Below are 25,416 nucleotides of genomic sequence, written 5' to 3' on the forward strand. Positions count from 1 at the left end.
GAATATACGCCGGCCAGTGTAATGCAAGAATCGGGCGCGGCGTAGGGGGATGGATCAATGGGTAGCTTTTAGCGTAAACGCTCTGCCAGCCAGACGCCGATGTCGCGAATTTCTTCGGGTAACACTTCGTGGCCCATTGGGTATTCCTGCCATGTCACGGTGACACCACGCTGCTTTAAAAACTCATAGGCGGTGCGGCCCATGGAGTTTTGAACGACATCATCGTACTGGCCGTGTAAAGACAGCACGGGAATGCGCTGCTGGCTGGCGGAAAGCTCGAGTTCATCACTGAAGGTCGGCGCATACGTGGAGAGGGCAAGTACGCCACCCAGCGGTCCCTGCCATTTCAGAAATGCGGTGTGCAACACGACGGCGCCACCTTGGGAAAAACCTGCGAGAAAAATCCGCGAGGCGTCTATTCCGCTGGATCGCTGTTCTTCGATCAAATCAAACACTCGTTGCGCCGACGCCTCCAGCTGCTCGCGACTGATTGCGCGCGCGGGGCTCATGGCCAATATGTCGTACCAGCTCGGCATCTTGTAACCGCCGTTGATGGTGACGGCGCGGGTCGGTGCCTGGGGAAGAACGAAGCGGGTGGTCAGCAGGCTTTCCTGCAAGGCTTCGGCCACGGGCAGGAAGTCGTAGCGGTCAGCGCCCAGGCCGTGCAGCCATATAACGCAGGCGTCTGCGGGCTTGACGGGTTGAAGAATCAAGGGCTCGGTCATGGCTGCTCCAATTTTGTGCGTGCGCTCTCATTGAGTGCGAGAGGTGAGTGCGGGTCTGGTTGATCCGTTAAGAAGATGTCGCAAGGCTACAAGTTTTGCTATTGACCTGTCGCCGAACGGCTTCGGCGAGCGGTCTGGTACGGGCTTTGCTATAGGAAAGCCTGTACTGAAATCCCACGCCTGTCGGTAACACTATCAGGCCATTGTGGTTGGTGGGATAGCAAAGAATCCGGTGATGGATGTTCGCCAGTGGCCGCTACGGGCTTCGCGAACGTGAAAGGGCTACAGCCCGTTCGGCCGATTGGTGAGAAGTGAGTGGTCCATGATTTGGATTTTCTCCTACTAGACTCATAGCGCAGGTCCTACGTCGGTTGACCCCAAAAAAAGCCAACACGGGTCGACTACGCCTCATAAGGGTGCGACAGGACTCAAGCTCCGACACAACAAAAGCAAAACTGGAGGTTTGAATGAAGATGTTGAAATCCACCCTGGCCATCGTGACTACAGCCGCAGTACTAGGTGTCAGCGGGTTCGCTCAGGCGGGTGCAACCCTGGATGCAGTGCAGAAGAAAGGTTTCGTACAGTGCGGTGTAAGTGACGGTCTGCCGGGCTTCTCGGTTCCGGACTCCACTGGCAAGATCATCGGTATCGATGCTGACGTCTGCCGCGCTGTGGCCGCTGCCGTATTCGGCGACGCGACCAAGGTCAAATTCAGCCAGCTGAACGCCAAAGAGCGCTTCACCGCGCTGCAGTCCGGTGAAATCGACGTGCTGTCGCGTAACACTACCTGGACCAGCTCCCGCGATTCGGGCATGGGCCTGGTGTTTGCCGGCGTGACTTACTACGACGGCATCGGCTTCCTGGTGAACAACAAGCTGGGTGTGAAAAGCGCTAAAGAGCTCGACGGCGCGACCATCTGCATTCAAGCCGGTACCACCACTGAGCTGAACGTTTCCGACTACTTCCGCGGTAACGGTCTGAAATACACCCCGATCACTTTCGACACCTCCGATGAAAGCGCCAAGTCGCTGGAATCCGGTCGTTGCGACGTGCTGACCTCCGACAAATCCCAGCTCTACGCACAACGCAGCAAGCTGGCGACCCCGACCGACTACGTCGTTCTGCCGGAAACCATCTCCAAGGAGCCTCTGGGCCCGGTCGTGCGTAAAGGCGACGAAGAGTGGTTCAGCATCGTCAAGTGGACCCTGTTCGCGATGCTCAACGCTGAAGAAATGGGCATCACCCAGACAAACGTTGAAGCTGAAGCCAAAGCCACCAAGAACCCGGACGTTGCTCGTCTGCTGGGCGCTGACGGTGAATACGGCAAAGACCTGAAAGTGAAGAAGGACTGGGTCGTTCAGATCGTCAAACAAGTGGGTAACTACGGTGAAGTGTTCGAGAAAAACCTCGGCAAGGGCACTCCACTGGCCATTGACCGCGGGCTGAACGCTCTGTGGAACAACGGCGGCATTCAATACGCACCACCAGTGCGCTGATGGATCTATCACCCGGCTGGCCAACCGCCGGGTGATGTTCTGTTCCATTATTTGCGGGGCACTTCATGCAAAATTCAATCGGCGCACCAAAGCAGAGGCTCAGCCTCAGCGATCCGAAAGTGCGTGCGTGGCTATTTCAGATCATCACCATTGTGGCGGTGGTCTCGATGGGCTGGTATCTGTTCGATAACACGCAGACCAACCTTGAGCACCGGGGCATTACCTCCGGCTTCAGCTTTCTGGAGCGCAGTGCCGGTTTCGGCATCGCTCAACACCTGATCGACTACACCGAATCGGACAGTTATGCCCGGGTGTTTGTCATCGGCTTGCTCAACACACTGCTGGTGACCTTCATCGGCGTGATCCTGGCGACGATCCTCGGGTTCATCGTCGGTGTGTCACGGCTGTCGAAGAACTGGATCATTGCCAAGCTGGCGACTGTTTATGTGGAAGTCTTCCGCAATATTCCGCCGCTGCTGCAAATCCTGTTCTGGTACTTCGCGGTGTTCCTGACCATGCCAGGGCCACGCAACAGCCATAACTTCGGCGACACCTTCTTCGTCAGCAGCCGCGGCCTGAATATGCCCGCAGCGTTGGCGGCGGACGGTTTCTGGCCGTTTGTGGTCGGCGTCGTCGTGGCCATCGTCGCCATCGTGCTGATGTGCCGCTGGGCCAACAAACGCTTCGAAGCCACCGGCGTTCCGTTCCGCAAGTTCTGGACCGGCCTGGCGCTGTTGCTGGTGATCCCGGCGCTGTGTGCGCTGATCTTCGGCGCCCCCGTGCATTGGGAAATGCCGGAGCTCAAGGGCTTCAACTTTGTCGGTGGCTGGGTGCTGATCCCGGAACTGCTGGCGCTGACCCTGGCCCTGACCGTGTACACCGCGGCGTTTATCGCCGAGATCGTGCGTTCGGGCATCAAGTCGGTCAGCCACGGCCAGACCGAAGCGGCGCACTCGTTGGGTTTGCGCAACGGTCCGACGCTGCGCAAGGTGATCATCCCGCAAGCCCTGCGCGTGATCATTCCACCGCTGACCAGCCAATACCTGAACCTGGCGAAGAACTCCTCGCTGGCAGCCGGTATCGGTTATCCGGAAATGGTCTCGTTGTTTGCCGGTACGGTGCTGAACCAGACCGGGCAGGCGATCGAGGTGATTGCCATCACCATGAGCGTGTACCTGGCGATCAGTATCAGCATTTCCCTGCTGATGAACTGGTACAACAAGCGCATTGCGCTGATCGAGCGGTAAGGAAAAGCGCATGAGTACTCATACTTTCAAACCTGACATGCCACCCCCGAGCCGCAGCATCGGTGTCGTGGCGTGGATGCGCGCCAACATGTTCTCCAGCTGGCTCAACACCCTGCTGACCCTGTTCGCGTTCTATCTGATCTACCTGGTGGTGCCGCCGATCCTGAGTTGGGCGATCCTCGATGCCAACTGGGTCGGCACCAGCCAGGCCGACTGCACTAAGGAGGGCGCCTGCTGGGTGTTCATCCAGCAGCGCTTCGGCCAGTTCATGTACGGCTACTACCCGGTGGATCTGCGCTGGCGCGTGGACCTGACCGTGTGGCTGGCGGTCATTGGCGTGGCACCGCTGTTCATCTCGCGCTTCCCGCGTAAAGCGGTGTACGGGCTGAGCTTCCTGGTGCTGTACCCGATCATTGCCTGGTGCCTGTTGCATGGCGGCGTTTTCGGCTTGACCCAGGTGGCGACCAGCCAATGGGGCGGCCTGATGCTAACCCTGGTGATCGCCACCGTCGGTATTGCCGGCGCTCTGCCGCTGGGTATCGTTTTGGCGCTGGGCCGTCGTTCGAACATGCCGGCGATTCGGGTGGTCTGCGTGACCTTCATCGAATTCTGGCGCGGCGTGCCGTTGATCACGGTGCTGTTCATGTCCTCGGTGATGCTGCCGTTGTTCCTGCCAGAGGGCATGAACTTCGACAAACTGCTGCGGGCGCTGATCGGCGTGATCCTGTTCCAGTCGGCTTACGTGGCCGAAGTGGTGCGTGGCGGTCTGCAAGCGATTCCCAAAGGTCAGTACGAAGCGGCTGCAGCGATGGGCCTCGGTTACTGGCGCAGCATGGGCCTGGTGATTCTGCCGCAAGCCCTGAAGATGGTAATCCCTGGCATCGTCAACACCTTCATTGCGCTGTTCAAGGACACGAGCCTGGTGATCATCATCGGCCTGTTCGACCTGCTCAACAGCGTCAAACAAGCCGCCGCCGACCCGAAATGGTTGGGCATGGCCACTGAAGGCTATGTGTTCGCGGCCCTGGTGTTCTGGATTTTCTGTTTTGGTATGTCGCGCTATTCCATGCATCTGGAACGCAAGCTCGACACTGGCCACAAGCGTTAGGAGTTCTGTAATGAGCGAAGCAATCAAAAAGTCTGTGAGCCCTGAAGGCATTATTCAGATGCAGGGCGTGAACAAGTGGTATGGCCAGTTCCACGTGCTGAAAGACATCAACCTGAACGTCAAGCAGGGCGAGCGTATCGTGCTGTGCGGCCCGTCGGGTTCCGGCAAGTCGACGACCATTCGTTGCCTCAACCGTCTGGAAGAACACCAGCAAGGTCGCATCGTGGTCGATGGCGTGGAACTGACCAACGACCTCAAGCAGATCGAATCGGTCCGCCGTGAAGTCGGCATGGTGTTCCAGCACTTCAACCTGTTCCCGCACCTGACCATCCTGCAAAACTGCACGCTGGCGCCGATGTGGGTGCGCAAGATGCCCAAGCGCCAGGCCGAAGAAATCGCCATGCATTATCTGGAGCGCGTCCGCATTCCGGAGCAGGCGCATAAATTCCCGGGGCAACTGTCCGGCGGTCAGCAACAGCGTGTAGCGATTGCCCGTGCCTTGTGCATGAAACCGAAAATCATGCTGTTCGATGAACCGACTTCGGCTCTCGATCCTGAGATGGTGAAAGAGGTTCTGGACACCATGATCGGCTTGGCCGAAGACGGCATGACCATGCTCTGCGTGACTCACGAAATGGGCTTCGCCCGCACCGTGGCCAATCGCGTGATCTTCATGGACAAGGGTGAAATCGTCGAGCAGGCTGCGCCGAACGACTTCTTCGATAACCCGCAGAATGAGCGGACGAAGCTGTTCCTGAGCCAGATCCTGCATTGATTGACGCTTGGCAGTGAAATAAACCCGGACAGTGTTCCGGGTTTATTTTTGCCTGCGATTTCATTGCGCGTGTTGCCAAGATTCCTGTGGGAGCGGGCTTGCTCCGGGCGGCGCTCCGACGAAAGCGATGTATCAGACACCTATGTGTTGGCTGACCACTCCCTCTTCGCGAGCAAGCCCGCTCCTACAGGGATGGTTGCTCGTATCGCTATGAGAGGTTGCCCTGTCGGAGGAAGCTGACTAACATGTCAGAAAATTCATCCTATGATTGGATGAAAGGGCGAATCCTATGTCAGACATTTCTCCACTCGTTAAACGTTCCTTGGTCGATCAGGCGCTGGATCAACTGCGCCAGCGCATCAACAACGGCGCATGGCAGGTCGGCCAACGCTTACCCACCGAGCCAGAGCTGTCCGCCGAGTTGGGCATCAGCCGCAACACCGTGCGCGAAGCCATGCGCGTATTGGCGTTTTCCGGGCTGATCGAAATTCGTCAGGGAGACGGCAGTTACTTGCGGGCGGTGATCGATCCGCTGGACACGATGAAAGCCTTGTCGCGCTGCTCCCATGAACAGGCCCGCGAGACCCGACACATCCTTGAAGTCGAGGCCATCGGCCTCGCTGCCCTGCGCAGAACTGACGAGGACCTTGTGGCATTGCGCGAAGCGTTGGGCGTCAGCGGCAGCCACTACCACGGCGATCTCGACAGCTACATCGCCTGCGATATGGTGTTCCACCGCCGTCTGGTGGATGCCGCGCACAACCCGACACTCAGCGAGCTGTATCGCTATTTCTCCAGCATCGTCGGCGCGCATTTGCGCCAGACCCTGAACATCACCCCGCGACGCCAAGAGGTGTTCGACCTTCATATCGAACTGCTTGATGCCGTCGAGCAACGCGACCCGGAACGGGCCAAAGCCCTGTCGAGGCAGTTGATCAATGAACCTTGAAACCGAGAATGCCATGTCCAGCCACAACACCACTCAACCCAAGCGCACAGCAGAACTCGAAGAGCTGCTGATCGACGCCGAGGCCGATGACGAAGAAGTCCAGCAAAGTCACCCGATCCTGCGTCGGCCGTGGCTGTTGTTGCTGGGGCTGATTCTGGTGGCGCTAAACCTGCGCCCGGCGCTATCGAGCATGGCGCCGATGCTCAGCGAGGTCTCGAAGACCCTAGGTTTGTCGGCGGCCCAGGCCGGGTTGCTGACGACGTTGCCGGTGCTGTGCCTGGGCTTGTTCGCTCCGCTGGCGCCCCTGCTGGCGCGACGTTTTGGCGCCGAGCGCGTGGTGTTGGGCATTCTGCTGATGCTGGCCGGCGGGATCATCCTGCGCAGTTCGTTCGGTGAGATCGGCCTGTTTGCCGGCAGTGTGCTGGCCGGCGCGAGCATCGGTGTGATCGGCGTTTTGTTGCCGGGTATCGTCAAGCGCGACTTCCCGAAACAGGCCGGGACCATGACCGGCGTCTACACCATGGCCTTATGCCTGGGCGCGGCGATGGCGGCGGGTGCGACGGTGCCGTTGAGCGAGCATTTCGACAAGCGCTGGGCCTTGGGCCTCGGTTTCTGGGTGGTGCCGGCGCTGGTCGCGGCGATTTTCTGGTTGCCGCAAGTCGGCCAGAAACACGGCGCACATAACGTTGCGTATCGGGTTCGCGGCCTGTTGCGTGATCCGCTGGCTTGGCAAGTAACGTTGTACATGGGCCTGCAATCATCGCTGGCGTACATCGTGTTTGGATGGTTGCCATCGATCCTGATCGGTCGCGGCCTGACCCCGACCCAGGCCGGTCTGGTCCTCTCCGGTTCGGTGATCGTGCAGTTGGCCAGTTCACTGGCGGCGCCCTGGCTGGCGACTCGCGGCAAGGATCAACGGCTGGCGATCGTCGTGGTCATGTTGCTGACCCTTGGAGGCTTGTTCGGCTGTCTTTACGCACCGATCGAAGGCCTGTGGGGCTGGGCGATTCTGCTCGGCCTGGGGCAGGGCGGTGCGTTCAGTCTGGCGCTGACCCTGATCGTGCTGCGCTCGCGCGATTCCCATGTGGCGGCCAACCTGTCGAGCATGGCCCAAGGCTTCGGTTACACCCTGGCGTCGATGGGGCCGTTCGCGGTGGGTATCGTGCACGACTGGACCGGCGGCTGGACGGCGCTAGGCTGGATCTTCGGCGTGATCGGTCTCGGCGCAATCATCGCCGGCCTGGGCGCCGGGCGTTCGCTGTACGTGCAGGTGGTCAGCGAAAAGGTCTGACTACAAGTAAACAACATCCAGCGTCGCCGAACCGTCGAGTTGCACCTCGGCGCTCAGGTCCAGCTCGGAGGTGGGCGCGATGACCGTTTCGACCGTCACCCGGCTGGTCAGAGTACGGATGGCAATCGGGCCGGCGCTGCTGCCTGCACTGTCGGTAAAGCCGAGATAGCTTTTGGCGCCAATCGGAATGACCTGGCGGTTCGACGAACTCCAGGCTTTGCCGCCGGTGGTGGAGTCGGTTCGATAGACCTGCGTCAAGTCGTCCACCACGGTGCTGGCCGGATCGAAGTTGAGCGAATACAAACCGATTTTATTGTTGCTGTGGTCGTGGTTCAGGCCGTAGTAGATCTCGCTGTTGACGATTGCCGAGCCGTCGCGGTTGTCGCGCATCAGCAGGGCAAAACGCACAGGGGCATTGCACTGAATATTGAGGTCGAGCATCTGGTCGCGCAGTCGCGTGCGTTTGTCGACGCTGAGGTCCTGCCGGGAAATTTTTCCGTAGTCGACGAAGCCGTTGTTGGACAGATTCGGTGTGCAAGCGTTCGGCGTGATGAGGCCTGTGACCTTCAGGTCCGTCGACGAGAGGGCGAACGTGAGCGGCGAAGTCAGGACGATGATCGCCATCGTCAGAGCGTGTGGAATCTTTCTCATGGGACAGGTTTCGCTTTGTCTGGTGAGCGGAATCAGTCCTTGCCCGAAGCATGACCTCGGGCAAGGTCGGCTACGGTGTTACGGGTAGTCGATAGTGATAGTGACCGAGCCGTCGAGCACGACGTCGCTGGTCAGGTCCAGTGAGTCGGCGCGAGCAATTGCGGTCTCGACCCTAAGGTCTGTCAGTAGATCCTTCACGGCAATCGGCGTGTTCGGGCCGCCTACAGCACCGAACGCCGAGAGGTTTTTATGGCTCATGAAGGGGACTGTGCTCCAGGAACCTCCATTGTTGGGGGACCACAACGGCTGTACGGCAACACCATCCGCCATTGGTGCAATGATTCGTACGTCGAAACTGCCGACCCGCTGATTGTCATTGATAGAGTTTAGGCCGAATGAATTTGTACCATCACCCATGCCCAATTTGTTATCGGTCGGCGACAGCCTGAACGCGGTCGCTGCGTCACAGCTCACGGCTAGCTGCAATGTCTCGTAAGGCAGGAACGTGCCTTTGTCCTGATGCAGGTCTTTGGCTGAAAGCTTGCCATGATCGACGATCCCTCCACCGGAAAGCGTTGGCGTGCACGCCGCTGGCGTGATAACGCCAGTCACCGTCAAATCAGTGCTCGAAGCTGCCAATGTATAAGGCGCAACGCCAATCAGTGCGGTGGCGGAGAGTGCTGCAAAGTACTTTTTAATCATTGTTTGCTCACTTCTAGGTTGTGTCCTGACTGCCCCGAGCCGCTCAATTGCGCCCGGACCCAGCAGGATCGGGTTGGGTGTTACAGGTAAATAATCTCGATCGTCCCCGCGCCATCGAGCTCGATGGCGGTGCTCAGGTCGAGGCTGTTGGTGGGGGCGATGACGGCGTCGACGGTCACGGTGGTGCTGAAGTTCTGGATCAGCACCGGGCCGACGCTGCTGCCGGCGCTGTCGGTGAACGCCAGGTAACGGGTTTTGCCGATGGCGATCGGGTTGGCGCTGCCAGTGCTCCAGGCCGTGCCGGCGTTATCGGAGTCGGTTCGATAGAGGCGGGCGAAGCCATCGGCATTGGCGTCGGCCGGGTCCACATTTACTGAGTACTGGCCAATCTTGTTGCCGCGGCTGTCCTTGCCCAGGCCGTAGTGATTTTCGCTGTTGAGCGTCGCCGAGGCTGAGCGGTTGTCATGCATGATCAAGGCGAAAGACGCCGGTGCGTCGCAGCCGACCATCAGCGTCAACGACTTGGGCGGCAGGCGTGTTTCCTTGTCCGCGTGCAGGTCTTTTTTGGACAGGGTGCCGAAGTCGATCACGCCACCGTTGGACAACACCGGCTCGCAGGCTGCCGGAGCCAAGCGGGCGCGCAAGGTCGCCTCGCGGGTACGTCCGGCGGCTACGGCGTCGAACACCCCGTAAGCTTCCCAAGTCACCGCGTCACGCACCTGCATCCCTTGCTCTTGAACCCAGGCAGTCAGCTCAAGTTGCGCCGAGAAACTACGACCCTGCACAGGCACGCCGGCCCGCACCGGCACAACCCCGTGTTCCGGTCGCCAGATCAGGTTCGAGGCCATTTCTGCCGGCGGCTGACCGGCCCCGGCAATCAACCCGATCTCCACCGATTGGCCGTCAACCACGGCGTCTCGAATACGCACCTGATAGCTGCCACGTTCGGCAAAGTGAAAGCGTTCGGCGGTCGCGGCCATGGCCCGATAGAACAGGCTCATGTCGATGGGCTGCGAACAGCTCAAGGTCAGACTGAGCGGGCGCTCACCGAGGTTGCGCTCCGGTGCGGCATTGGGGCGTATAGCCCGGTTCATCAGCCCGTAATCGAGCACCGGCTGGCTCAGGTTGAACTGACAGTCGTCAGTCGACGCCTTGGCCAGTGGAGTGAATCCGCTCAGTACCAGAGGCGTGAGGGTCAGCAGCAGATAGCGTGACAGGTTCATGAAGTCATCCTCAGAGGGTTCGGCACTTGGCGGGGGCGGTTTCGTAGTACGCGTGGGTGTCCGCGTTGGCAGGCAGTTCGAAATTCAGCTCACAGCGCTCCAGCCCCGGTGCGGTGATCCACAGCGAGCGGCGGTCGAGAACGTTGGGCAAAAACACCAGGCCGCCGTCCTGCACCAGGGTCACGAATTCGCCATCCTCGGTGTTCACGGCGGCACCGCGCGGCAGGGGCGCGCCGTTGGCGGTGGTGGCCTGGAGCAACGCTCGACGGGTCATCGTGATGCCGAATTCAACGTTGTCGACGGCACCGCGACCGGCCGAAATCACCGCCAGCCCGTTGTGAATGTCGGCGTTGCGCGGCAGGGTTTTGGTGTCGACTTCCACCGGGCTGCGGCCGTAAGCCGTCACTTGCGGGATCACCGCCTGACCTTGCCAGTCGGTCCACACCGGACCGCTGGGCGTCGACACTTTGATCGAACCCATGTCGCCCACCGACAGCAGCGCGAAGGTGTCGCTCACCGGGTAGGGCGACAGCGTCACGCCACCGCCGTGGAGCACGGCGCCGCCACGGGCGCTGGCCTGATAGCTGGAGCGTTCGGCGTCGGCGCGGGTGTAGTTGAGATCAAGCTGGGTGTAGCGCGGCAGCAGCGAAACGCCGGTCGTGGACTGCACTTGTTTATCGCGCGTGTCGTGTTCGACACCCACCCTGTAACCCAGTTGATCGTTGACCTGCTCACTCAAGCCGACGCCGCTGCGGTATTCGCCGGCAGAACTGCGCACCCAGGTGCGCGCCCGGCGGTTCTCGCCCAACGGAATGCTGAGGTTCACGTAGAGGCTGTCATCATTGCGGCTCGCGCCACTGACCTGCCATTCGGCGGTCGCCGAGACCGACACACCACCGAGGCTGGTGCCCCAGGAGGCGAGGGCGCGGCTGCTGCTTTGGCCATCGAACGAGCAGGATCGGCTGAAGCCGCTGCTGAAGGCGCCGAGCCATGGATGCGACCACGACAGGGCTGCGCTTTGTTGATCGCGGTAACGGGACTTGCTGTTGTCGGAAGTGGTGTCGAACACCGCCTCTTCCAGTTCCCGGTATCCCAGGGTTCGGTAGGAGCTGCCGGCATTGAGTGCCCACTGTTCGCTCAACCGATGCGAGACGCTCAGGTCAGCCTGAAGCCCCTGACTGGCTTGTCTGCCGCTGGCATCCGCGCCGGTCAGCGTGGCTTGCACCTGGGTGGCGAGCGAGGGCAACAGACCGACGCTGGCGCCCGCCGCGCGATAGTCGGCGGCGCCGGTCAGGCCGGCGCTGAGCGACACTTGCGGGGTGAGCGCACCGCTCCAGCCGCCGCTGATGACCCAGGGATCGCCACCCTGCGCGTCACCGACACTTCGCACCTGACCGGTGCCCAGTGAATAACCGGGCGCCGGCAAACTGACCCCCAGCATCGCAGCGGGCACGGTAAAACTGCGCTCGCTGCCATCGACCTCCTTGATCGTGACCTCAACGTCGGAGCGCGTGTTGAGCCGTCGCACGTTGGTGAGTGCGAACGGGCCGGCGGGCACCACCGTGGAATGGATCAGCGAACCGTTCTGACGGACCTCGACCTGGGCCTGACTGTTGGCGATCCCTTCAATGACCGCGCTTTGCCCCTCGACCTGCAGCGCTTGCTCGTTCAGCACTTGCACGCCGGTGATCTGTGCACCAGCAAGCACCGGGTTGTAGAGGTTGATCTGTCCCGCCTGCAGCACCGCTTCCTGACTGGCGAAGGTGCGCTGGGCATAGGCCGCAATGTGCGTGGTGCGGGAAATATCGTCCTGCCAGGTCTGTACCTGACGGCTGCGCACGATCCAGTCGCCGGCATTGAACCCGAGTTCGGTGTTGGCCGAGGCGTAGCGACTCGAACTATCTCCTGAACGACTGTGCAAACCGGTGACGTCGTAGTTGAGCAAACCGGCAATGCCGCCGGTTTGATAGCCGGAAAAATCCCGGGTAGTGGGGCGTATCGCATCGGTGGGCACGATCAACGACAGGGCGAGGCTCGCGGGGTCCGATTCGATGATGGTCTGAGGCGCGGTGTCGAGGAAATCGTGGCACTGGCTCTCGTCCAACAGACGAGCAGGCACCTGCAGGTTCGCCGCATCGAGCAGCGCACGATCGAAGCACAACGCCCCTTCGCGATCGAACGTGACGTCGACCCGGCCCTGGCGCTGGCCGTTGACGCTGAGCGTGACCGGGTGCCGGCCGACCGTGAACCGCGGTGCCTGCATCAGCAACGTCGCCAGCGCCGGATCAATGCCACGCTGCAGCAACGTGTCCTTGTCGAACGACGCCGGCAACGACGCCTCACCGTGGGCGTCGAGCATCATCAGCGCGTTGCTCAGCAGCAACGCCATCGTGATTCGCCGCCGCCATGGATGAGAGCGAGCGCCGGCCCCAATAGCGGGCACGGCTTCGCCATCACGGTAAATCGATACTGTGGTCATCGGGTTCACTTGGGTTATTGCGGCGTGCGGTTACAGGCACGCCTGTGGCAACGGCCAAGCGGCCGTCGCCTTGAAACATGGGTGCTCATCGTTCCTTGAGGACGCCGTAAGGGAAGTTCAGGACTGGATGGGCGCCTCGTAATGCGGCACCGCGAAGCCGTAGACCGTCGCCGGTTGAAAGCGCACCTGCGTGGCGGCGCCTTCGGGCACCTTGATGCTGATGTGCTCACCGGGTAGCACGTAGGTTTTCGGCAACATCGCATTGCCTGCCGCGGGCAACAATTGCACTTCCTGGCCCAGACGGACCACATAAGGCGTGTCGTTACGCACGGTCAGTTGACCATCCTTCAGTGACCATTGCAGACCGGTCCAAGGCGTTCGATTGGGCGCCAGGCCTTTGGGGTGCAGGATCACCGGCAAGTTCTGGCGTACCGTCACACCGACCCGTGCCTGACCCGCCTCGGCGGCGGCTTTGCCTTGGGGGATGCCTTCGAAGATCACCCGCTTCAAACGTTGAGTGAGCAGGGGTTTTTCCGATTGCAGAATGAACCGCACCAGTTGGGTTTTGCCCGCTTCGACGCGCGCCAGCGGTGGCGTTACGAACACCAGCGATTCGCTGTCCTCGGCGATGTCTTCGAGGGTGACGTGCATCAACGCCAGGTTGGCATCGGTGTTGGTCACCGACACGGACGCTTCGCCGTCGGCCTCGTTGACGATGACCACAGAAGTGTTCGGCACCATGCCGTCGGCCTGAGCGTGTGCGGTCAGCAACAGGGCGAGTGCGCCGATGCCGGAATGGAACAGATGATGGGTGACTTTGGAAAACATCGTCATGACGTGTCTCGTTGAATGTTCAAAAAAAATGGAGCCGGGATCACCGACCTATCAATAGTTCAGTTGCACGGTGACATGCCCGTCGATGGGAATTTCGTCGGTCAGCGTCAGGTCGTTCGCGCGAACGATGGTGGTAAACGCCGTGAGCCGCGCGCGCAAATCCTTGATGGCGATCGGTGTACTCAGGTCGCTCAACGCCGCGAACGCGGTCCGGCCCGCGTGCCCCAGGTAGGAAGACACTCGCCAGGCACCGTCGTTGAGGGAAATGATGGTTTTCACCGCCGCCCCATCGGCCACTGTATCGAACAGGCCGAACGCAACACTGCCCAGGTTCTGGTCGTCGTTGACGACGCCCAGCCCGTGACTATTGGGGTGGAAGGCGGAAGAGCCTTCGCGGTTGTCGATCGTCGTCAGGGTAAACAGCGTGGCGGCATCGCAATTCACCTCCAGATACAGCGTGCCGTTTTCCAGGGCCGTGGGCTGGTCCGGTCTCAGATCTTTCACCGTCACTTTGCCGTGGTCGACGATGCCGCCGCCGGACAGGCTGGCTGTGCAGGCGCTGGGGGTGATCAAACCGGTGACGCTCAGGTCGGCGCTGCTGGCGGCAAAGGCTGCTGGGGCGCAGACGAGCAACAGGGGAGTCAATAGAGCGAGGGAGCATCTTTCCATGATGGGTCGTCCTTTGAGTGAGCGGGCAACGCCGTGTGCCGGGCGTTGCTCGTTGATGAGGAAGGGTTACAGGTACTTGATCTGGAGTGTTGCGGAGCCGTCGAGTGTGACTTCGTCTGTCAGGGTCAAGCTGTCAGCACGAGCGATGAAGGCATCTACTTCCACGTTCATCGCCAGATTACTGGTCACAACCGGATACCAGCTTCCAGTGGAGGTGTCGCCCACTGCGGCCCAGCTAAAAGGGTCGACCGGTATGTGCTGATTGTTCCGCCAGGTTTCGCCCTCATCGAATGAAACGATGACGTTTTTTGGGCCGCTGTCGGTGATGGCGTCGAAGTAGGTCACAGTGAACCCTCCGAGATTTTCATTGGCACTGGTCTTGCCCAGGCCATATTGATAGGGGTTGTGCGTGGAGCTGGAGCGGTTGTCCAGCAGTGTCAGCGCAAAGGTAGTCGCGGCGTCGCAACCCACATTGACTTGTAATTTTTCCGTGCCCAAATGGGTGACGCTGGTCTGGTTGAGATCCTTGGCCGATGTTTTTCCAAAATCTACGGTTCCGTTATTGGACAGAACAGGGGTACAGGCCGCCGGAGTGATGATGCCCGTTACAGTCAGGTCAGTACTGGAAGCCGCGAACGCCGATGAGGCGCCGGTCAGCAGCAAAGCAACCGTCAGGAGGGATACATTTTTGTTCATGTCGGCTCTTCCTTGATGAAAGATTGTTGGAGAGTTGCCCTGTTCGGACAGGGCGCAATCTATCGATCGAGGTAGCCGGGCGGAATGCAACTAATACGAAAAAGTAGGGCCCGGGGTATGAAAGTTCATGGCGAGCTACAGATCTCATTTTTCGACGTGTTGTCTGTAGTCTTTTGGTGTGAACTGCGTAGCTTTAAAACGTAGGGCGGTTCCTTTTGTTTTATCAGAGAAAGGACAGAGTCTCGGATACGTTGGGGGAAGTGGTTATGCGGTCGAGATTGGTCGTTGTGGTCGGAATAGGACGGCGTTATTTTTCGCGTATTCCAGTCACCAAACAGGATAAATCCGACAATGCGCGTAATTATTGCTGACGACCATCCTGTCGTCCGCATCGGGTTACGGATGCTCATCGATCTAACCCGCAGGTGTGTGGTCGTGGGTGAGGCCGATGGACCGGACAGCCTGTTGCGCCTTCTCTCAATCACGCCTTGCGATCTGTTGATCACGGACTTCTCCATGCCGGGCAACCAACAGGCCGATGGACTGAAGATGCTCAGCACGGTTCGACGTCACTACGCTTCGACGCCGATTATTCTGGTCACGATGTTTGCCAACGTTGCGACGCTGAGAGTGGCATTCGCTCAAGGGGTGATGGCGATCGTCGCCAAGGATGCCTCGGCGACGGAGCTTCCCCTGGCGATCAAATCGGTGAGCGAAGGGCGGCGTTTCATCAGCGAGTCCTTGCGCACGGCGCTGGCTCAGGCAGACACCGCGGCTCAGTCGTGTTCCCCTTCGCTGTCAGCCAAAGAACATGAAGTGGTGAGAATGCTCGCCAGTGGCATGACCGTCAGTGAAATCGCCAGCTACTTCAAGCGCAGCGTTTCGACGATCAGTAAACAGAAAAGCATGGCCATGCAGAGGCTGGGCATTTCCACGGATGTGGATCTCTTTGCTTATGCTCGTGATAGCGGCATGGTGCATTAGGCGTCGGCGCACCTCAGGGTATTCCCGCCACGAATGCCAATAGTGTTCCGTGCATTTGCAGACTATCGTGCAGGCAATCCTGTAAAAACTTCGGAGCCTGTCCATGAGTGACGCCAACCGCGCATTGATCACCCAGTTCTACCAAGCCTTCCAGCGGCTGGATGCCGAGGCCATGAGCGCCTGCTACACCGACGATGTGCTGTTCAGTGATCCGGCCTTTGGCGAACTGCACGGCCGCGATGCCGGCGACATGTGGCGCATGCTCACGACTCGGGCGAAGGAATTTTCCATGACGTTCGACAACGTTCGAGCCGAGGAACGCACGGGGGGCGCACATTGGGTCGCGACCTACCTGTTCAGCCAGACCGGCAACACGGTGGTCAACGATATTCAGGCGCAGTTCGTCTTCCGTGACGGCAAGATTTGCGAGCACCATGACAGCTTCGATATGTGGGCCTGGTCGCGGCAGGCGCTGGGTTTCAAGGGGTTGCTGCTGGGCTGGTCGCCAGCGGTGAGAAATGCCGTTCGCGCTCAAGCGTTGAAGGGGTTGAAGGCATTTCAGGCCAGTCGCTGATAAGATCGCGGCTTGTTTCCTACAAGCCTTGATCGTTACGTGACTACCCTCAGCGAAATCCCTGTCGACGCCGACACGCCAGTGAACAAATCCTGGTTCGTCTACCTCGTTCGCGCGGCCAATGGTTCGCTGTACTGCGGGATCAGCGACGATCCCGTCCGCCGCTTCGCCACCCACCAGAGTGGCAAGGGCGCACGTTTCTTCCTCTCCAGTCCTGCTGTGGCCTTGGTCTATACCGAGGTCTGCCGCGATAAAAGCGAAGCACTGCGGCAAGAACGCTTGATCAAAAAACTCAAGAAAAGCGCCAAGGAATGTCTGGTCGCCAGCGCTGTCGCGGGCTTATCAACCTGACTGATAAGTTCCCATCAGGCAGATCTGTAGGCTGCCCCCGGATTGCGCGCTAAGCTGCGGGTTCCTTATCCGTGCGGCGGAGCCGAGCATGTCCGAATTGATTCTCCATCATTACCCGACGTCCCCTTTTGCCGAAAAGGCCCGTCTGCTGCTGGGCTTCAAGGGGCTGTCCTGGCGCTCGGTGAAGATCGCGCCGATCATGCCAAAACCTGATCTGACCGCGCTGACCGGTGGCTACCGCCGGACGCCGGTGCTGCAGATTGGTGCTGATATTTATTGCGACACGTCGCTGATTGCCCGTCGTCTGGAGCAGGAAAAAGCCTTGCCGGCGTTCTTCCCGGAAGGTCAGGAAATGATCGCTGCGACCTTCGCCGCCTGGGCCGATTCGGTGGTATTCCAGCATGCGGTCAGCCTGGTGTTTCAGCCGGAATCGATAGCGGTGCGTTTCGGCAACTTACCGCCGGAAGCGATCAAGGCGTTTCTGGCTGATCGCGCCGGACTCTTCAGCGGTGGCAGCGCCACAAAACTGTCTGCCGAGCAAGCCAGGCATCAATGGCCGACCCTCATGGCACGCCTGGAGCAGCAGCTTCAGCGTGAACAGGGCGACTTCCTGTTGGGCGAGCCGTCGATTGCCGACTTCGCCCTGGCCCATCCGTTGTGGTTCCTCAAGGCCACGCCCGTGACCGCACCGTTGGTGGATGCTTATCCGGCGGTGTCGGCGTGGTTCGGTCGCGTGATGGGGTTCGGGCATGGCGCTTTCAGCGAGATGTCGTCCGAGGAAGCGCTGGAGATTGCGCGCAATGCCACACCGGCCGCGTTGCCGGATGAGCAATTCGATGAGCCGAATGGTTTTGAGGTTGGCCAGCGGGTGGTCATCGCGGCAACGGATTACGGCGTTGACCCGGTGGCAGGTGAGTTGCTGTTTGCGGGGCACGAAGAGTTGATTCTGCGTCGCGAAGACGAGCGGGGCGGTGTGGTGCATGTGCACTTTCCGCGGTTCGGATTCCGCATCGAAAAGCACTGATCAACACACACCTGTGGCGAGGGGATTTATCCCCGTTGGGCTGCGAAGCGGCCCCTAAGAAAAGGAACTGCTGTGCAGTCCAACGGGGATAAATCCCCTCGCCACAGGTATTGATAATTCCGAGCTGATTATTTCAGGGCAGCGAGAATTTCATCGGGGTCATACCCGCGAATCAACGTCCCGTTCACATCGATCAACGGAATCCCGCGTCCCCCCAGCGCCTCATAGGCCTTGCGGGCCTCGGCGTCTTTCTCGATATCGAATTCCTTATACGGAATGCCTTTCTGATCGAGAAAGCGCCGCGTCAGTTTGCAGTAGCCGCACCAGTCGGTCGCGTAGAGCACGACGTTGGCCTTGGCATGGGTCTGCTCGGACACCACTTGGCTCGGATTGAATAGCCGCTCGATCTTGCCCCAGTTCTGGTAAACCACGACCACCAGCAGGATCAGCAGGAATTTTTTCAGCAGGCCGTTCAGCATCAATTGCGTCGCTTGAGCTGATCGGTCAGCTGCGTGGGCAGGCCCTTGATGATCAGCGTGCCGGCTTCTTCGTCGTATTCAATCTTCGAGCCCAGCAGGTGTGCTTCGAAGCTGATGGACAGGCCTTCAGCGCGGCCGGTGAAGCGACGGAACTGGTTCAAGGTGCGTTTATCCGCCGGGATCTCCGGCGACAAGCCGTAATCCTTGTTGCGGATGTGATCGTAGAAGGCTTTCGGGCGCTCTTCATCGATCAGTTCCGAGAGTTCTACCAGGCCCATCGGCTCGCCAAGCTTGGCCTGGCTGCTGGCGTAATCCACCAGGGTCTTGGTCTTTTCGCGGGCGGATTCTTCCGGCAAATCCTCGCTTTCAACGAAATCACTGAAGGCCTTGAGCAGGGTGCGGGTTTCGCCCGGGCCGTCGACGCCTTCCTGGCAGCCAATGAAGTCGCGGAAATACTCCGAAACCTTTTTTCCGTTCTTGCCTTTGATGAACGAAATGTACTGCTTTGATTGCTTGTTGTTCTGCCACTCGGACACATTGATCCGTGCCGCCAGGTGCAACTGGCCCAAATCAAGGTGCCGGGACGGTGTCACGTCTAACTGATCGGTCACTGCAACGCCTTCACTGTGGTGCAGCAGCGCGATGGCCAGGTAATCGGTCATGCCCTGCTGGTAATGCGCGAACAGCACGTGGCCGCCCACAGAGAGATTCGACTCTTCCATCAGTTTTTGCAGGTGTTCCACCGCCACCCGGCTGAACGCCGTGAAATCCTTGCCACCGTCGAGGTATTCCTTCAGCCAGCCGCTGAACGGATGCGCCCCGGACTCGGCATGGAAGAAACCCCAGGCCTTGCCTTGTTTGGCGTTGTAGCTCTCGTTGAGGTCGGCAAGCATGTTCTCGATAGCGCTCGACTCGGCCAGTTCCGAGTCGCGGGCGTGGAGAACTGCAGGTGTGCCGTCGGGTTTTTTGTCGATCAGGTGGACGATGCAATGACGGATCGGCATGGGCTTCTCGGCTGATTGAAGAGAGGAGGGCGTGCTCCCCCAAAAAAGTGCCAAGTGTACCGCAACCACTGGTTTTGGCGCGGCTCGAAGGGCAATTCACAGCCGTCCGGCGGCCCTTATGCGGTTTTTTCCCGTTTTAGAGCAATAAAGCTGACCAAATGGGTAGCTAGAGGCGGATATTTCCCCGTCTCTGTGCTAGTTTTGCCCGGTCTTACGCGAAGTCACTGCGTTAAGCGTGCATTCAGCATTTGTCAGGTCGAACCAAACCCTGATTTCGGTATCTATAACCCCGATCCCGTGGTTATTGGCCGAGGGTGCCAGATCCAGAAGATCGGGCTCGATGGCTGACACTGCACTCTGCAATCCATATGAATTTGATAGGGAAGGAACACTACATGGCTCTTACTAAAGACCAACTGATCGCCGACATCGCTGAAGCTATCGACGCGCCAAAAACCACCGCGCGTAACGCTCTGGACCAACTGGGCCAAATCGTTGCCGATCAGCTGGAAAACGGCGGCGAAATCACTCTGCCAGGTATCGGCAAACTGAAAGTGACCGAGCGTCCAGCCCGTACCGGCCGCAACCCTTCGACTGGCGCTGCCATCGAAATCGCTGCCAAGAAAGTTATCAAGCTGGTTGTGGCCAAAGGCCTGACCGACGCTGTTAACAAGTAAGACGCAGTAAAAAAAGCCGTGCTCCGGAGCAATCCGGGCACGGCTTTTTTGTGTCTGAAATTCAGCGATTGACCTGCAAACACCTAATACCATGTGGGTGCGACGGTGCGACGATTCGACCTGCTCGCGATGGCGGTGGGTCAGTCACCAAAAAAGTCGACTGATACACCGCTATCGCGAGCATGCTCGCTCCCACATTTGATTTTGACAGCTCGGAAATAGCTTTACTCAGCTTTTACGGGCCCAACGTTCACGCCACACCTGCTGCTCGGATTTGGTCTGGAAGGTCCATGCGACGAAGCGGCTTTGCTTCTGGCCCTGGGACATTTCCACGACCTGGCTTTCCAGTACGCCGGCCTTTTTCAGCGCCGTCTGGATCGAAGGCAGGTTCGACGCCTTCGAAACCAGCGTGCTAAACCACAGCACTTTGTGCTGGAAATGCGCACTTTCGGCGATCAACTGCGTCACAAACCGTGCTTCACCACCTTCACACCACAGTTCGGCCGATTGACCACCGAAGTTCAGCACCGGCAGCTTGCGCTTCGGGTCGGCACGGCCCAGAGCACGCCATTTGCGTTCGCTGCCCTTGGTCGCCTCGTCCATCGATGCATGAAACGGCGGGTTGCACATGGTCAGGTCAAAACGCTCGCCGGGTTCAAGCAGGCCCAACAGAATGTGCTTGGGATTGCTTTGCTGGCGCAACTGGATGGCTTTGTTCAGCCCGTTGGACTGCACGATGGCTTTGGCCGCAGCCACGGCCGTCGGGTCGATTTCCGAGCCAAGGAAGTGCCAGCGGTAGTCGCTGTAGCCGATCAACGGATAGACGCAGTTGGCGCCCATGCCGATATCGAGCACCTTGACCGGCGCGCCGCGGGGAATCTCGCCGTCGTTGACGCTGGCCAGCAGGTCGGCCAGGAAGTGCACGTAGTCAGCACGCCCCGGAACTGGCGGGCAGAGGTAATCGGCCGGGATGTCCCAGTGGGCGATGCCGTAAAACGACTTGAGCAGCGCCCGGTTGAACACACGCACCGCATCGGGGCTGGCGAAGTCGATGCTTTCCTTGCCGTACGGGTTGATGATCACGAACTTCGCCAGTTCCGGCGTGGTTTTGATCAGCGCCGGAAAGTCGTAGCGACCCTGATGGCGGTTGCGCGGATGCAGGCTGGCCTTCTCACGAGGCTCCACGGCTTTGGCCGGGGTGGCGGTGTCAGGCTTCTTGCGCGCAGGTCTTGGTGTGCGGGGGGCGTTCATGGGCGTTGTCGATTCGGGTATGGCTAAAAGTGGCGGGTATTGTCCCACAGTCGATGGCAACGCGGGGATCCTCCTGTAGGAGCGAGGCTTGCCCGCGAAGGATGCGACACGGTCAATCAGGTAGACCGCGTTATCGTTCTTCGCGGGCAAGCCTCGCTCCTACAGAAAGCGAAAAGGGGCAGGCACAAAAAAGGGAGGCCGTTTCGGGCCTCCCTTGTTCATTGCGATTTGCCGTTACAGGCTGGCAATCCGCGCATGCTGCTCCGCCAATTTGCCCAAAGCCTGTTCAGCTTCGGCCAGTTTAGCGCGTTCCTTGTCGATGACTTCGGCTGGAGCCTTGTCGACGAAGCCAGCGTTGGACAGCTTGCCACCCACGCGCTGAACTTCGCCTTGCAGACGCAGGATTTCCTTGTCCAGACGCGCCAGTTCGGCATCTTTATCGATCAGGCCGGCCATCGGCACCAGCACTTCCATCTCGCCGACCAGTGCGGTAGCGGACAGCGGTGCTTCTGCGCCGGCAGCCAACACAGTGATCGATTCGAGGCGAGCCAGCTTCTTCAACAGGGCTTCGTTCTCGGTGAGACGACGCTGATCTTCGGCGCTGACGTTTTTCAGATAGATCGGCAGCGGCTTACCCGGACCGATGTTCATCTCGCCACGGATGTTGCGCGTGCCGAGCATCAGTTCCTTGAGCCACTCGATATCGTTCTCGGCCGCCGGATCGATGCGCTCTTCATTGGCCACTGGCCAAGGTTGCAGCATGATCGTCTTACCTTCGATACCGGCCAGCGGCGCGATGCGCTGCCAGATTTCTTCGGTGATGAACGGCATGAACGGGTGCGCCAGGCGCAATGCGACTTCCAGCACCCGAACCAGTGTGCGACGTGTACCGCGCTGACGCTCTACCGGGGCGTTTTCGTCCCACAGCACAGGCTTGGAGAGTTCCAGGTACCAGTCGCAATACTGGTTCCAGATGAACTCGTACAAGGCTTGTGCCGCCAGGTCGAAACGGAACTGATCGAGTTGACGGGTCACTTCGGCTTCGGTGCGTTGCAGCTGCGAGATGATCCAGCGATCCGCCAGGGACAGCTCGTAAGCCTCGCCGTTCTGGCCGCAGTCTTCACCCTTGTCCAGAACATAACGCGCGGCGTTCCAGATCTTGTTGCAGAAGTTGCGATAGCCTTCGACGCGGCCCATGTCGAACTTGATGTCACGACCGGTGGAGGCCAGTGAGCAGAAGGTGAAACGCAGGGCGTCGGTGCCGTAGCTGGCGATGCCATCGGCGAACTCGTCGCGGGTCTGCTTCTCGATCTTTTTCGCCAGTTTCGGCTGCATCATGCCGGACGTGCGTTTCTGCACCAGCTCTTCGAGCTCGATACCGTCGATGATGTCCAGCGGGTCCAGGACGTTGCCCTTGGACTTGGACATCTTCTGGCCCTGGCCATCACGCACCAGGCCGTGCACGTAGACGGTCTTGAATGGAACCTGCGGCGTGCCGTCCTCATTCTTCATCAGGTGCATGGTCATCATGATCATCCGGGCGACCCAGAAGAAAATGATGTCGAAGCCAGTCACCAGCACGTCGGTGGAGTGGAATTTCTTCAGGAACTCGGTCTGCTCAGGCCAGCCGAGGGTGGAGAACGTCCACAGGCCCGAACTGAACCAGGTATCGAGAACGTCGTTGTCCTGTTGCAGCGCAACGTCCTGGCCAAGGTTGTTCTTGGCACGTACTTCGGCTTCGTCGCGACCGACATAGACCTTGCCCGACTCGTCGTACCAGGCCGGAATCCGGTGACCCCACCACAGCTGACGGCTGATGCACCAATCCTGGATGTCGCGCATCCACGAGAAGTACATGTTTTCGTATTGTTTCGGCACGAACTGGATACGGCCGTCTTCAACGGCAGCAATCGCAGGCTCGGCCAACGGCTTGGTGGATACGTACCACTGGTCGGTCAGCCATGGCTCGATGATCGTGCCGGAACGGTCGCCTTTCGGCACTTTCAGCGCGTGATCGTTGACGCTGACCAAGAGGCCGGCAGCATCGAACGCAGCCACGATTTGCTTGCGCGCTTCAAAACGGTCCAGACCGGCGTATTCGGCCGGTATCTTGCCGTCGATGCTTTCATTCAGCGTGCCGTCCAGGTTGAACACCTGACAGGCCGGCAGTACGGCAGCGTTCTTGTCGAAGATGTTCAGCAGCGGCAGGTTGTGGCGCTTGCCGACTTCGTAGTCGTTGAAATCGTGGGCCGGGGTGATTTTCACGCAACCGGTGCCGAATTCTGGGTCGCAGTAATCGTCGGCGATGATCGGGATGCGGCGGCCGACCAGCGGCAGCTCGACAAATTTGCCGATCAGGGCTTTGTAGCGTTCATCGTTCGGGTTAACCGCGACGGCGGAGTCGCCGAGCATGGTCTCCGGGCGAGTGGTCGCGACGATCAGGTAATCGTTGCCTTCAGCGGTCTTGACGCCGTCGGCCAGCGGGTATTTCAGGTTCCACAGGAAACCTTTCTCGTCGTGGTTTTCCACTTCGAGGTCGGAAATCGCCGTGTGCAACTTGGTGTCCCAGTTGACCAGACGCTTGCCGCGGTAGATCAGGCCGTCTTCGTGCAACCGAACGAAGGCTTCTTTAACGGCTTCCGAGAGGCCATCGTCCATAGTGAAGCGCTCGCGGCCCCAGTCCACGGACGAACCGAGACGGCGGATCTGACGGCTGATGTTGCCGCCGGACTGATCCTTCCACTCCCAGACTTTCTCGAGGAATTTCTCACGGCCCAGGTCGTGGCGATTCTGGCCCTGGGCTTCGAGTTGACGTTCCACCAGCATTTGCGTGGCGATACCGGCGTGGTCGGTACCCGGTTGCCACAGGGTGTTGCGACCCTGCATGCGGCGGAAACGGATCAGGGCGTCCATGATCGCGTTGTTGAAGCCGTGACCCATGTGCAGGCTGCCGGTGACGTTCGGCGGCGGGATCATGATGGTGTAGGACTCGCCCGCGCCTTGCGGGGCGAAGTAATTCTCTGACTCCCAGGTGTTGTACCAGGAAGTTTCAATGGCGTGCGGCTGGTAGGTCTTATCCATGCGCGGCGGGACCCTATTGGCATTTATTCAGGAAAAGCCGGCAAGTATAGCGGGGCATGAGGCAGAGGGCGAGCAGGGGCGGACGGCGCGCAGACCTAATGTGGGAGTGAGCCTTTGTGGCGAGGGGTTAATTGGAATGCCGCACCACCCCGTTCGGCTGCGCAGCAGTCGTCAACCCTGTAAATGCGTAGTGCGAATGAAATGCTGGGGGCCGCTTCGCAGCCCAACGGGGCGGTGCGACGTTTCGCTAAATCCCCTCACCACAAAGGCTTGCTTCCACAGGAGAGGGTGTTATTCGTACTGGCTAAGCAACCGCTCCATCCGCGCATCCAGCCGGCGCTTGATCTCGGTTTCAATGTGCGGTGCAAAATCATCGATCACGTCTTGCATGATCAACATCGCAGCAGCACGCAGTTCGCTGTCGAGATGCAGCAAGGCATCAGGACCTTTGCCGGCCGCCGGTGCCGGTTGCGCGGCAGGGGCGGGTGGTGTCGGTTCGACGTCCTGCGGCGCACCGCTGACGGAGTCGAACAACATCGGAATCTGTTCCTGATCACCGTCTTCGACCGTGTCGGTCAGCAGCGGCGGTTGCAGGTTGTCATCGCCGAGCAGTTGGCGGATCGACTCGAGGTCATCCAGCAGGTGCGCGGACTTCTGTTGCGGTTTTGGAGTGTCCATCGGAATGCTCAAAGTCGCTGTAATCGGTGATCTTGCAGAGGATAGCCCTGTTCGCGATAGAAACGGAAACTCTCCCGCGCGGCCGCACGAATCGTCGGATCTTCCACCACCACTTCCGCCACGCGGGCGAACTGTTTGGCGAACACCGGCACTTTCAGGTCGAGATTGACCAGCAGATCCTGATGCGGACCGCAGTCATCACCCAGTCCTAGCACAATCAAACCCTCAGGTTCGCTTTCGGCAGGCCCGTGAGGCACGAAGCTTTCACCCTTGAAAGCCCATAAACGTGCATCGAGATCCTCGCGTTGGGCGGCATCGCTGCAATGCAGGTAAATGCGGTGGCCCATGCGCCAGGCTTTTTCGGTGAGTTTGCAGGCAAAATCCAGCCGTGCCGACGGATCGGCGCTGGGCAGGATATAGAAGTCGACTTTGGTCATTGCGGTTCCTGAGCCACGAACGGCGTCACCC

At 59.6% G+C, this 25,416-nt stretch carries 25 protein-coding genes; 11 read left to right on the forward strand and 14 right to left on the reverse strand.

The features are described 5' to 3' along the window. Positions 1–68: 68 nt before the first annotated feature. Positions 69–725, reverse strand: a complete 657-nt coding sequence (locus ACYZTM_RS20630) for an alpha/beta hydrolase (RefSeq protein ID WP_131062846.1) — start codon at positions 723–725, stop codon at positions 69–71. Positions 726–1,192: 467 nt separating this feature from the next. Here ACYZTM_RS20630 and ACYZTM_RS20635 point away from each other — a divergent pair, with 467 nt between their 5' ends. From ACYZTM_RS20635 to ACYZTM_RS20660, 6 genes are all read left to right on the forward strand, one after another. Then, positions 1,193–2,221: an amino acid ABC transporter substrate-binding protein gene (locus ACYZTM_RS20635; RefSeq protein ID WP_131062845.1), complete on the forward strand. Its 1,029-nt coding sequence runs from the start codon at positions 1,193–1,195 to the stop codon at positions 2,219–2,221. A gap of 65 nt (positions 2,222–2,286) precedes the next feature. Beyond that, complete coding sequence (locus ACYZTM_RS20640; protein WP_461984382.1) at positions 2,287–3,468, forward strand: amino acid ABC transporter permease; 1,182 nt, start codon at positions 2,287–2,289, stop codon at positions 3,466–3,468. A gap of 10 nt (positions 3,469–3,478) precedes the next feature. Then, on the forward strand, positions 3,479–4,576 hold the full coding sequence (locus tag ACYZTM_RS20645) for an amino acid ABC transporter permease (protein WP_131062843.1): 1,098 nt from the start codon (positions 3,479–3,481) through the stop codon (positions 4,574–4,576). A 10-nt stretch (positions 4,577–4,586) separates the two neighbouring features. Further along, positions 4,587–5,351: an amino acid ABC transporter ATP-binding protein gene (locus tag ACYZTM_RS20650; protein ID WP_131062842.1), complete on the forward strand. Its 765-nt coding sequence runs from the start codon at positions 4,587–4,589 to the stop codon at positions 5,349–5,351. Between the two features lie 289 nt (positions 5,352–5,640). Beyond that, the gene (locus ACYZTM_RS20655; protein ID WP_131062841.1) at positions 5,641–6,300 is read left to right on the forward strand and encodes a FadR/GntR family transcriptional regulator; all 660 of its coding nucleotides are present in this window, start codon (positions 5,641–5,643) and stop codon (positions 6,298–6,300) included. Beyond that, on the forward strand, positions 6,290–7,591 hold the full coding sequence (locus ACYZTM_RS20660; protein ID WP_131062840.1) for a CynX/NimT family MFS transporter: 1,302 nt from the start codon (positions 6,290–6,292) through the stop codon (positions 7,589–7,591). The genes ACYZTM_RS20655 and ACYZTM_RS20660 overlap by 11 nt, the downstream gene beginning before the upstream one ends. Here ACYZTM_RS20660 and ACYZTM_RS20665 read toward each other — a convergent pair whose 3' ends face one another. From ACYZTM_RS20665 to ACYZTM_RS20695, 7 genes are all read right to left on the reverse strand, one after another. Continuing rightward, on the reverse strand, positions 7,592–8,242 hold the full coding sequence (locus tag ACYZTM_RS20665) for a DUF1120 domain-containing protein (RefSeq protein ID WP_461984385.1): 651 nt from the start codon (positions 8,240–8,242) through the stop codon (positions 7,592–7,594). It abuts the gene before it with no gap. A gap of 78 nt (positions 8,243–8,320) precedes the next feature. Continuing rightward, positions 8,321–8,944 (reverse strand): DUF1120 domain-containing protein, encoded by a 624-nt coding sequence (locus tag ACYZTM_RS20670; RefSeq protein WP_461984387.1) that lies wholly within the window; start codon positions 8,942–8,944, stop codon positions 8,321–8,323. Positions 8,945–9,024: 80 nt separating this feature from the next. Beyond that, a complete protein-coding gene (locus ACYZTM_RS20675) occupies positions 9,025–10,167 on the reverse strand; it encodes a DUF1120 domain-containing protein (RefSeq protein WP_461984388.1) in 1,143 nt (380 codons plus the stop codon). Between the two features lie 10 nt (positions 10,168–10,177). Continuing rightward, complete coding sequence (locus ACYZTM_RS20680) at positions 10,178–12,646, reverse strand: fimbria/pilus outer membrane usher protein (RefSeq protein WP_131062836.1); 2,469 nt, start codon at positions 12,644–12,646, stop codon at positions 10,178–10,180. A 117-nt stretch (positions 12,647–12,763) separates the two neighbouring features. Further along, positions 12,764–13,480, reverse strand: a complete 717-nt coding sequence (locus ACYZTM_RS20685) for a fimbria/pilus chaperone family protein (RefSeq protein WP_131062835.1) — start codon at positions 13,478–13,480, stop codon at positions 12,764–12,766. 51 nt (positions 13,481–13,531) lie between these two features. After that, positions 13,532–14,149, reverse strand: coding sequence for a DUF1120 domain-containing protein (locus ACYZTM_RS20690; protein ID WP_131062834.1), 618 nt, complete (start codon positions 14,147–14,149; stop codon positions 13,532–13,534). A 66-nt stretch (positions 14,150–14,215) separates the two neighbouring features. Next, positions 14,216–14,845, reverse strand: a complete 630-nt coding sequence (locus ACYZTM_RS20695) for a DUF1120 domain-containing protein (protein WP_131062833.1) — start codon at positions 14,843–14,845, stop codon at positions 14,216–14,218. Positions 14,846–15,196: 351 nt separating this feature from the next. On the opposite strand from ACYZTM_RS20695, the gene ACYZTM_RS20700 reads away from it, so the two are divergent. The 4 genes from ACYZTM_RS20700 to ACYZTM_RS20715 all read left to right on the forward strand — a co-directional run bounded on the left by ACYZTM_RS20700 (position 15,197) and on the right by ACYZTM_RS20715 (position 17,778). After that, positions 15,197–15,829 (forward strand): response regulator, encoded by a 633-nt coding sequence (locus tag ACYZTM_RS20700; RefSeq protein ID WP_131062832.1) that lies wholly within the window; start codon positions 15,197–15,199, stop codon positions 15,827–15,829. Positions 15,830–15,932: 103 nt separating this feature from the next. After that, the gene (locus ACYZTM_RS20705; protein WP_131062831.1) at positions 15,933–16,403 is read left to right on the forward strand and encodes a nuclear transport factor 2 family protein; all 471 of its coding nucleotides are present in this window, start codon (positions 15,933–15,935) and stop codon (positions 16,401–16,403) included. A gap of 39 nt (positions 16,404–16,442) precedes the next feature. Beyond that, complete coding sequence (locus tag ACYZTM_RS20710; protein ID WP_131062830.1) at positions 16,443–16,754, forward strand: GIY-YIG nuclease family protein; 312 nt, start codon at positions 16,443–16,445, stop codon at positions 16,752–16,754. Between the two features lie 88 nt (positions 16,755–16,842). Continuing rightward, complete coding sequence (locus ACYZTM_RS20715) at positions 16,843–17,778, forward strand: glutathione S-transferase family protein (RefSeq protein ID WP_461984391.1); 936 nt, start codon at positions 16,843–16,845, stop codon at positions 17,776–17,778. A gap of 128 nt (positions 17,779–17,906) precedes the next feature. Here ACYZTM_RS20715 and ACYZTM_RS20720 read toward each other — a convergent pair whose 3' ends face one another. Further along, complete coding sequence (locus ACYZTM_RS20720; RefSeq protein ID WP_131062828.1) at positions 17,907–18,257, reverse strand: glutaredoxin family protein; 351 nt, start codon at positions 18,255–18,257, stop codon at positions 17,907–17,909. Then, positions 18,257–19,261 (reverse strand): nucleoid-associated protein YejK, encoded by a 1,005-nt coding sequence (gene yejK / locus ACYZTM_RS20725; RefSeq protein ID WP_461984394.1) that lies wholly within the window; start codon positions 19,259–19,261, stop codon positions 18,257–18,259. Before yejK ends, ACYZTM_RS20720 begins: the two co-directional genes overlap by 1 nt. Positions 19,262–19,656: 395 nt before the next feature. Between yejK and ACYZTM_RS20730 the strand changes: the two genes are divergently transcribed. Beyond that, a complete protein-coding gene (locus ACYZTM_RS20730) occupies positions 19,657–19,938 on the forward strand; it encodes an HU family DNA-binding protein (protein ID WP_007905514.1) in 282 nt (93 codons plus the stop codon). A gap of 228 nt (positions 19,939–20,166) precedes the next feature. Here the strand turns inward: ACYZTM_RS20730 and rlmF are convergent, their stop codons facing one another. The 4 genes from rlmF to ACYZTM_RS20750 form a co-directional block, all read right to left on the reverse strand. Further along, complete coding sequence (rlmF, locus tag ACYZTM_RS20735; protein WP_010463074.1) at positions 20,167–21,189, reverse strand: 23S rRNA (adenine(1618)-N(6))-methyltransferase RlmF; 1,023 nt, start codon at positions 21,187–21,189, stop codon at positions 20,167–20,169. Positions 21,190–21,423: 234 nt separating this feature from the next. After that, entirely contained in the window at positions 21,424–24,270 is a 2,847-nt protein-coding gene (locus ACYZTM_RS20740) for a valine--tRNA ligase (RefSeq protein ID WP_461984396.1), read from the reverse strand. A 291-nt stretch (positions 24,271–24,561) separates the two neighbouring features. After that, a complete protein-coding gene (locus ACYZTM_RS20745; protein WP_131062824.1) occupies positions 24,562–24,948 on the reverse strand; it encodes a DNA polymerase III subunit chi in 387 nt (128 codons plus the stop codon). A gap of 8 nt (positions 24,949–24,956) precedes the next feature. Then, on the reverse strand, positions 24,957–25,385 hold the full coding sequence (locus tag ACYZTM_RS20750) for a DNA polymerase III subunit chi (protein ID WP_131062823.1): 429 nt from the start codon (positions 25,383–25,385) through the stop codon (positions 24,957–24,959). Positions 25,386–25,416: the final 31 nt, after the last annotated feature.

It is taken from the genome of Pseudomonas sp. MDT2-39-1 (assembly GCF_054898085.1).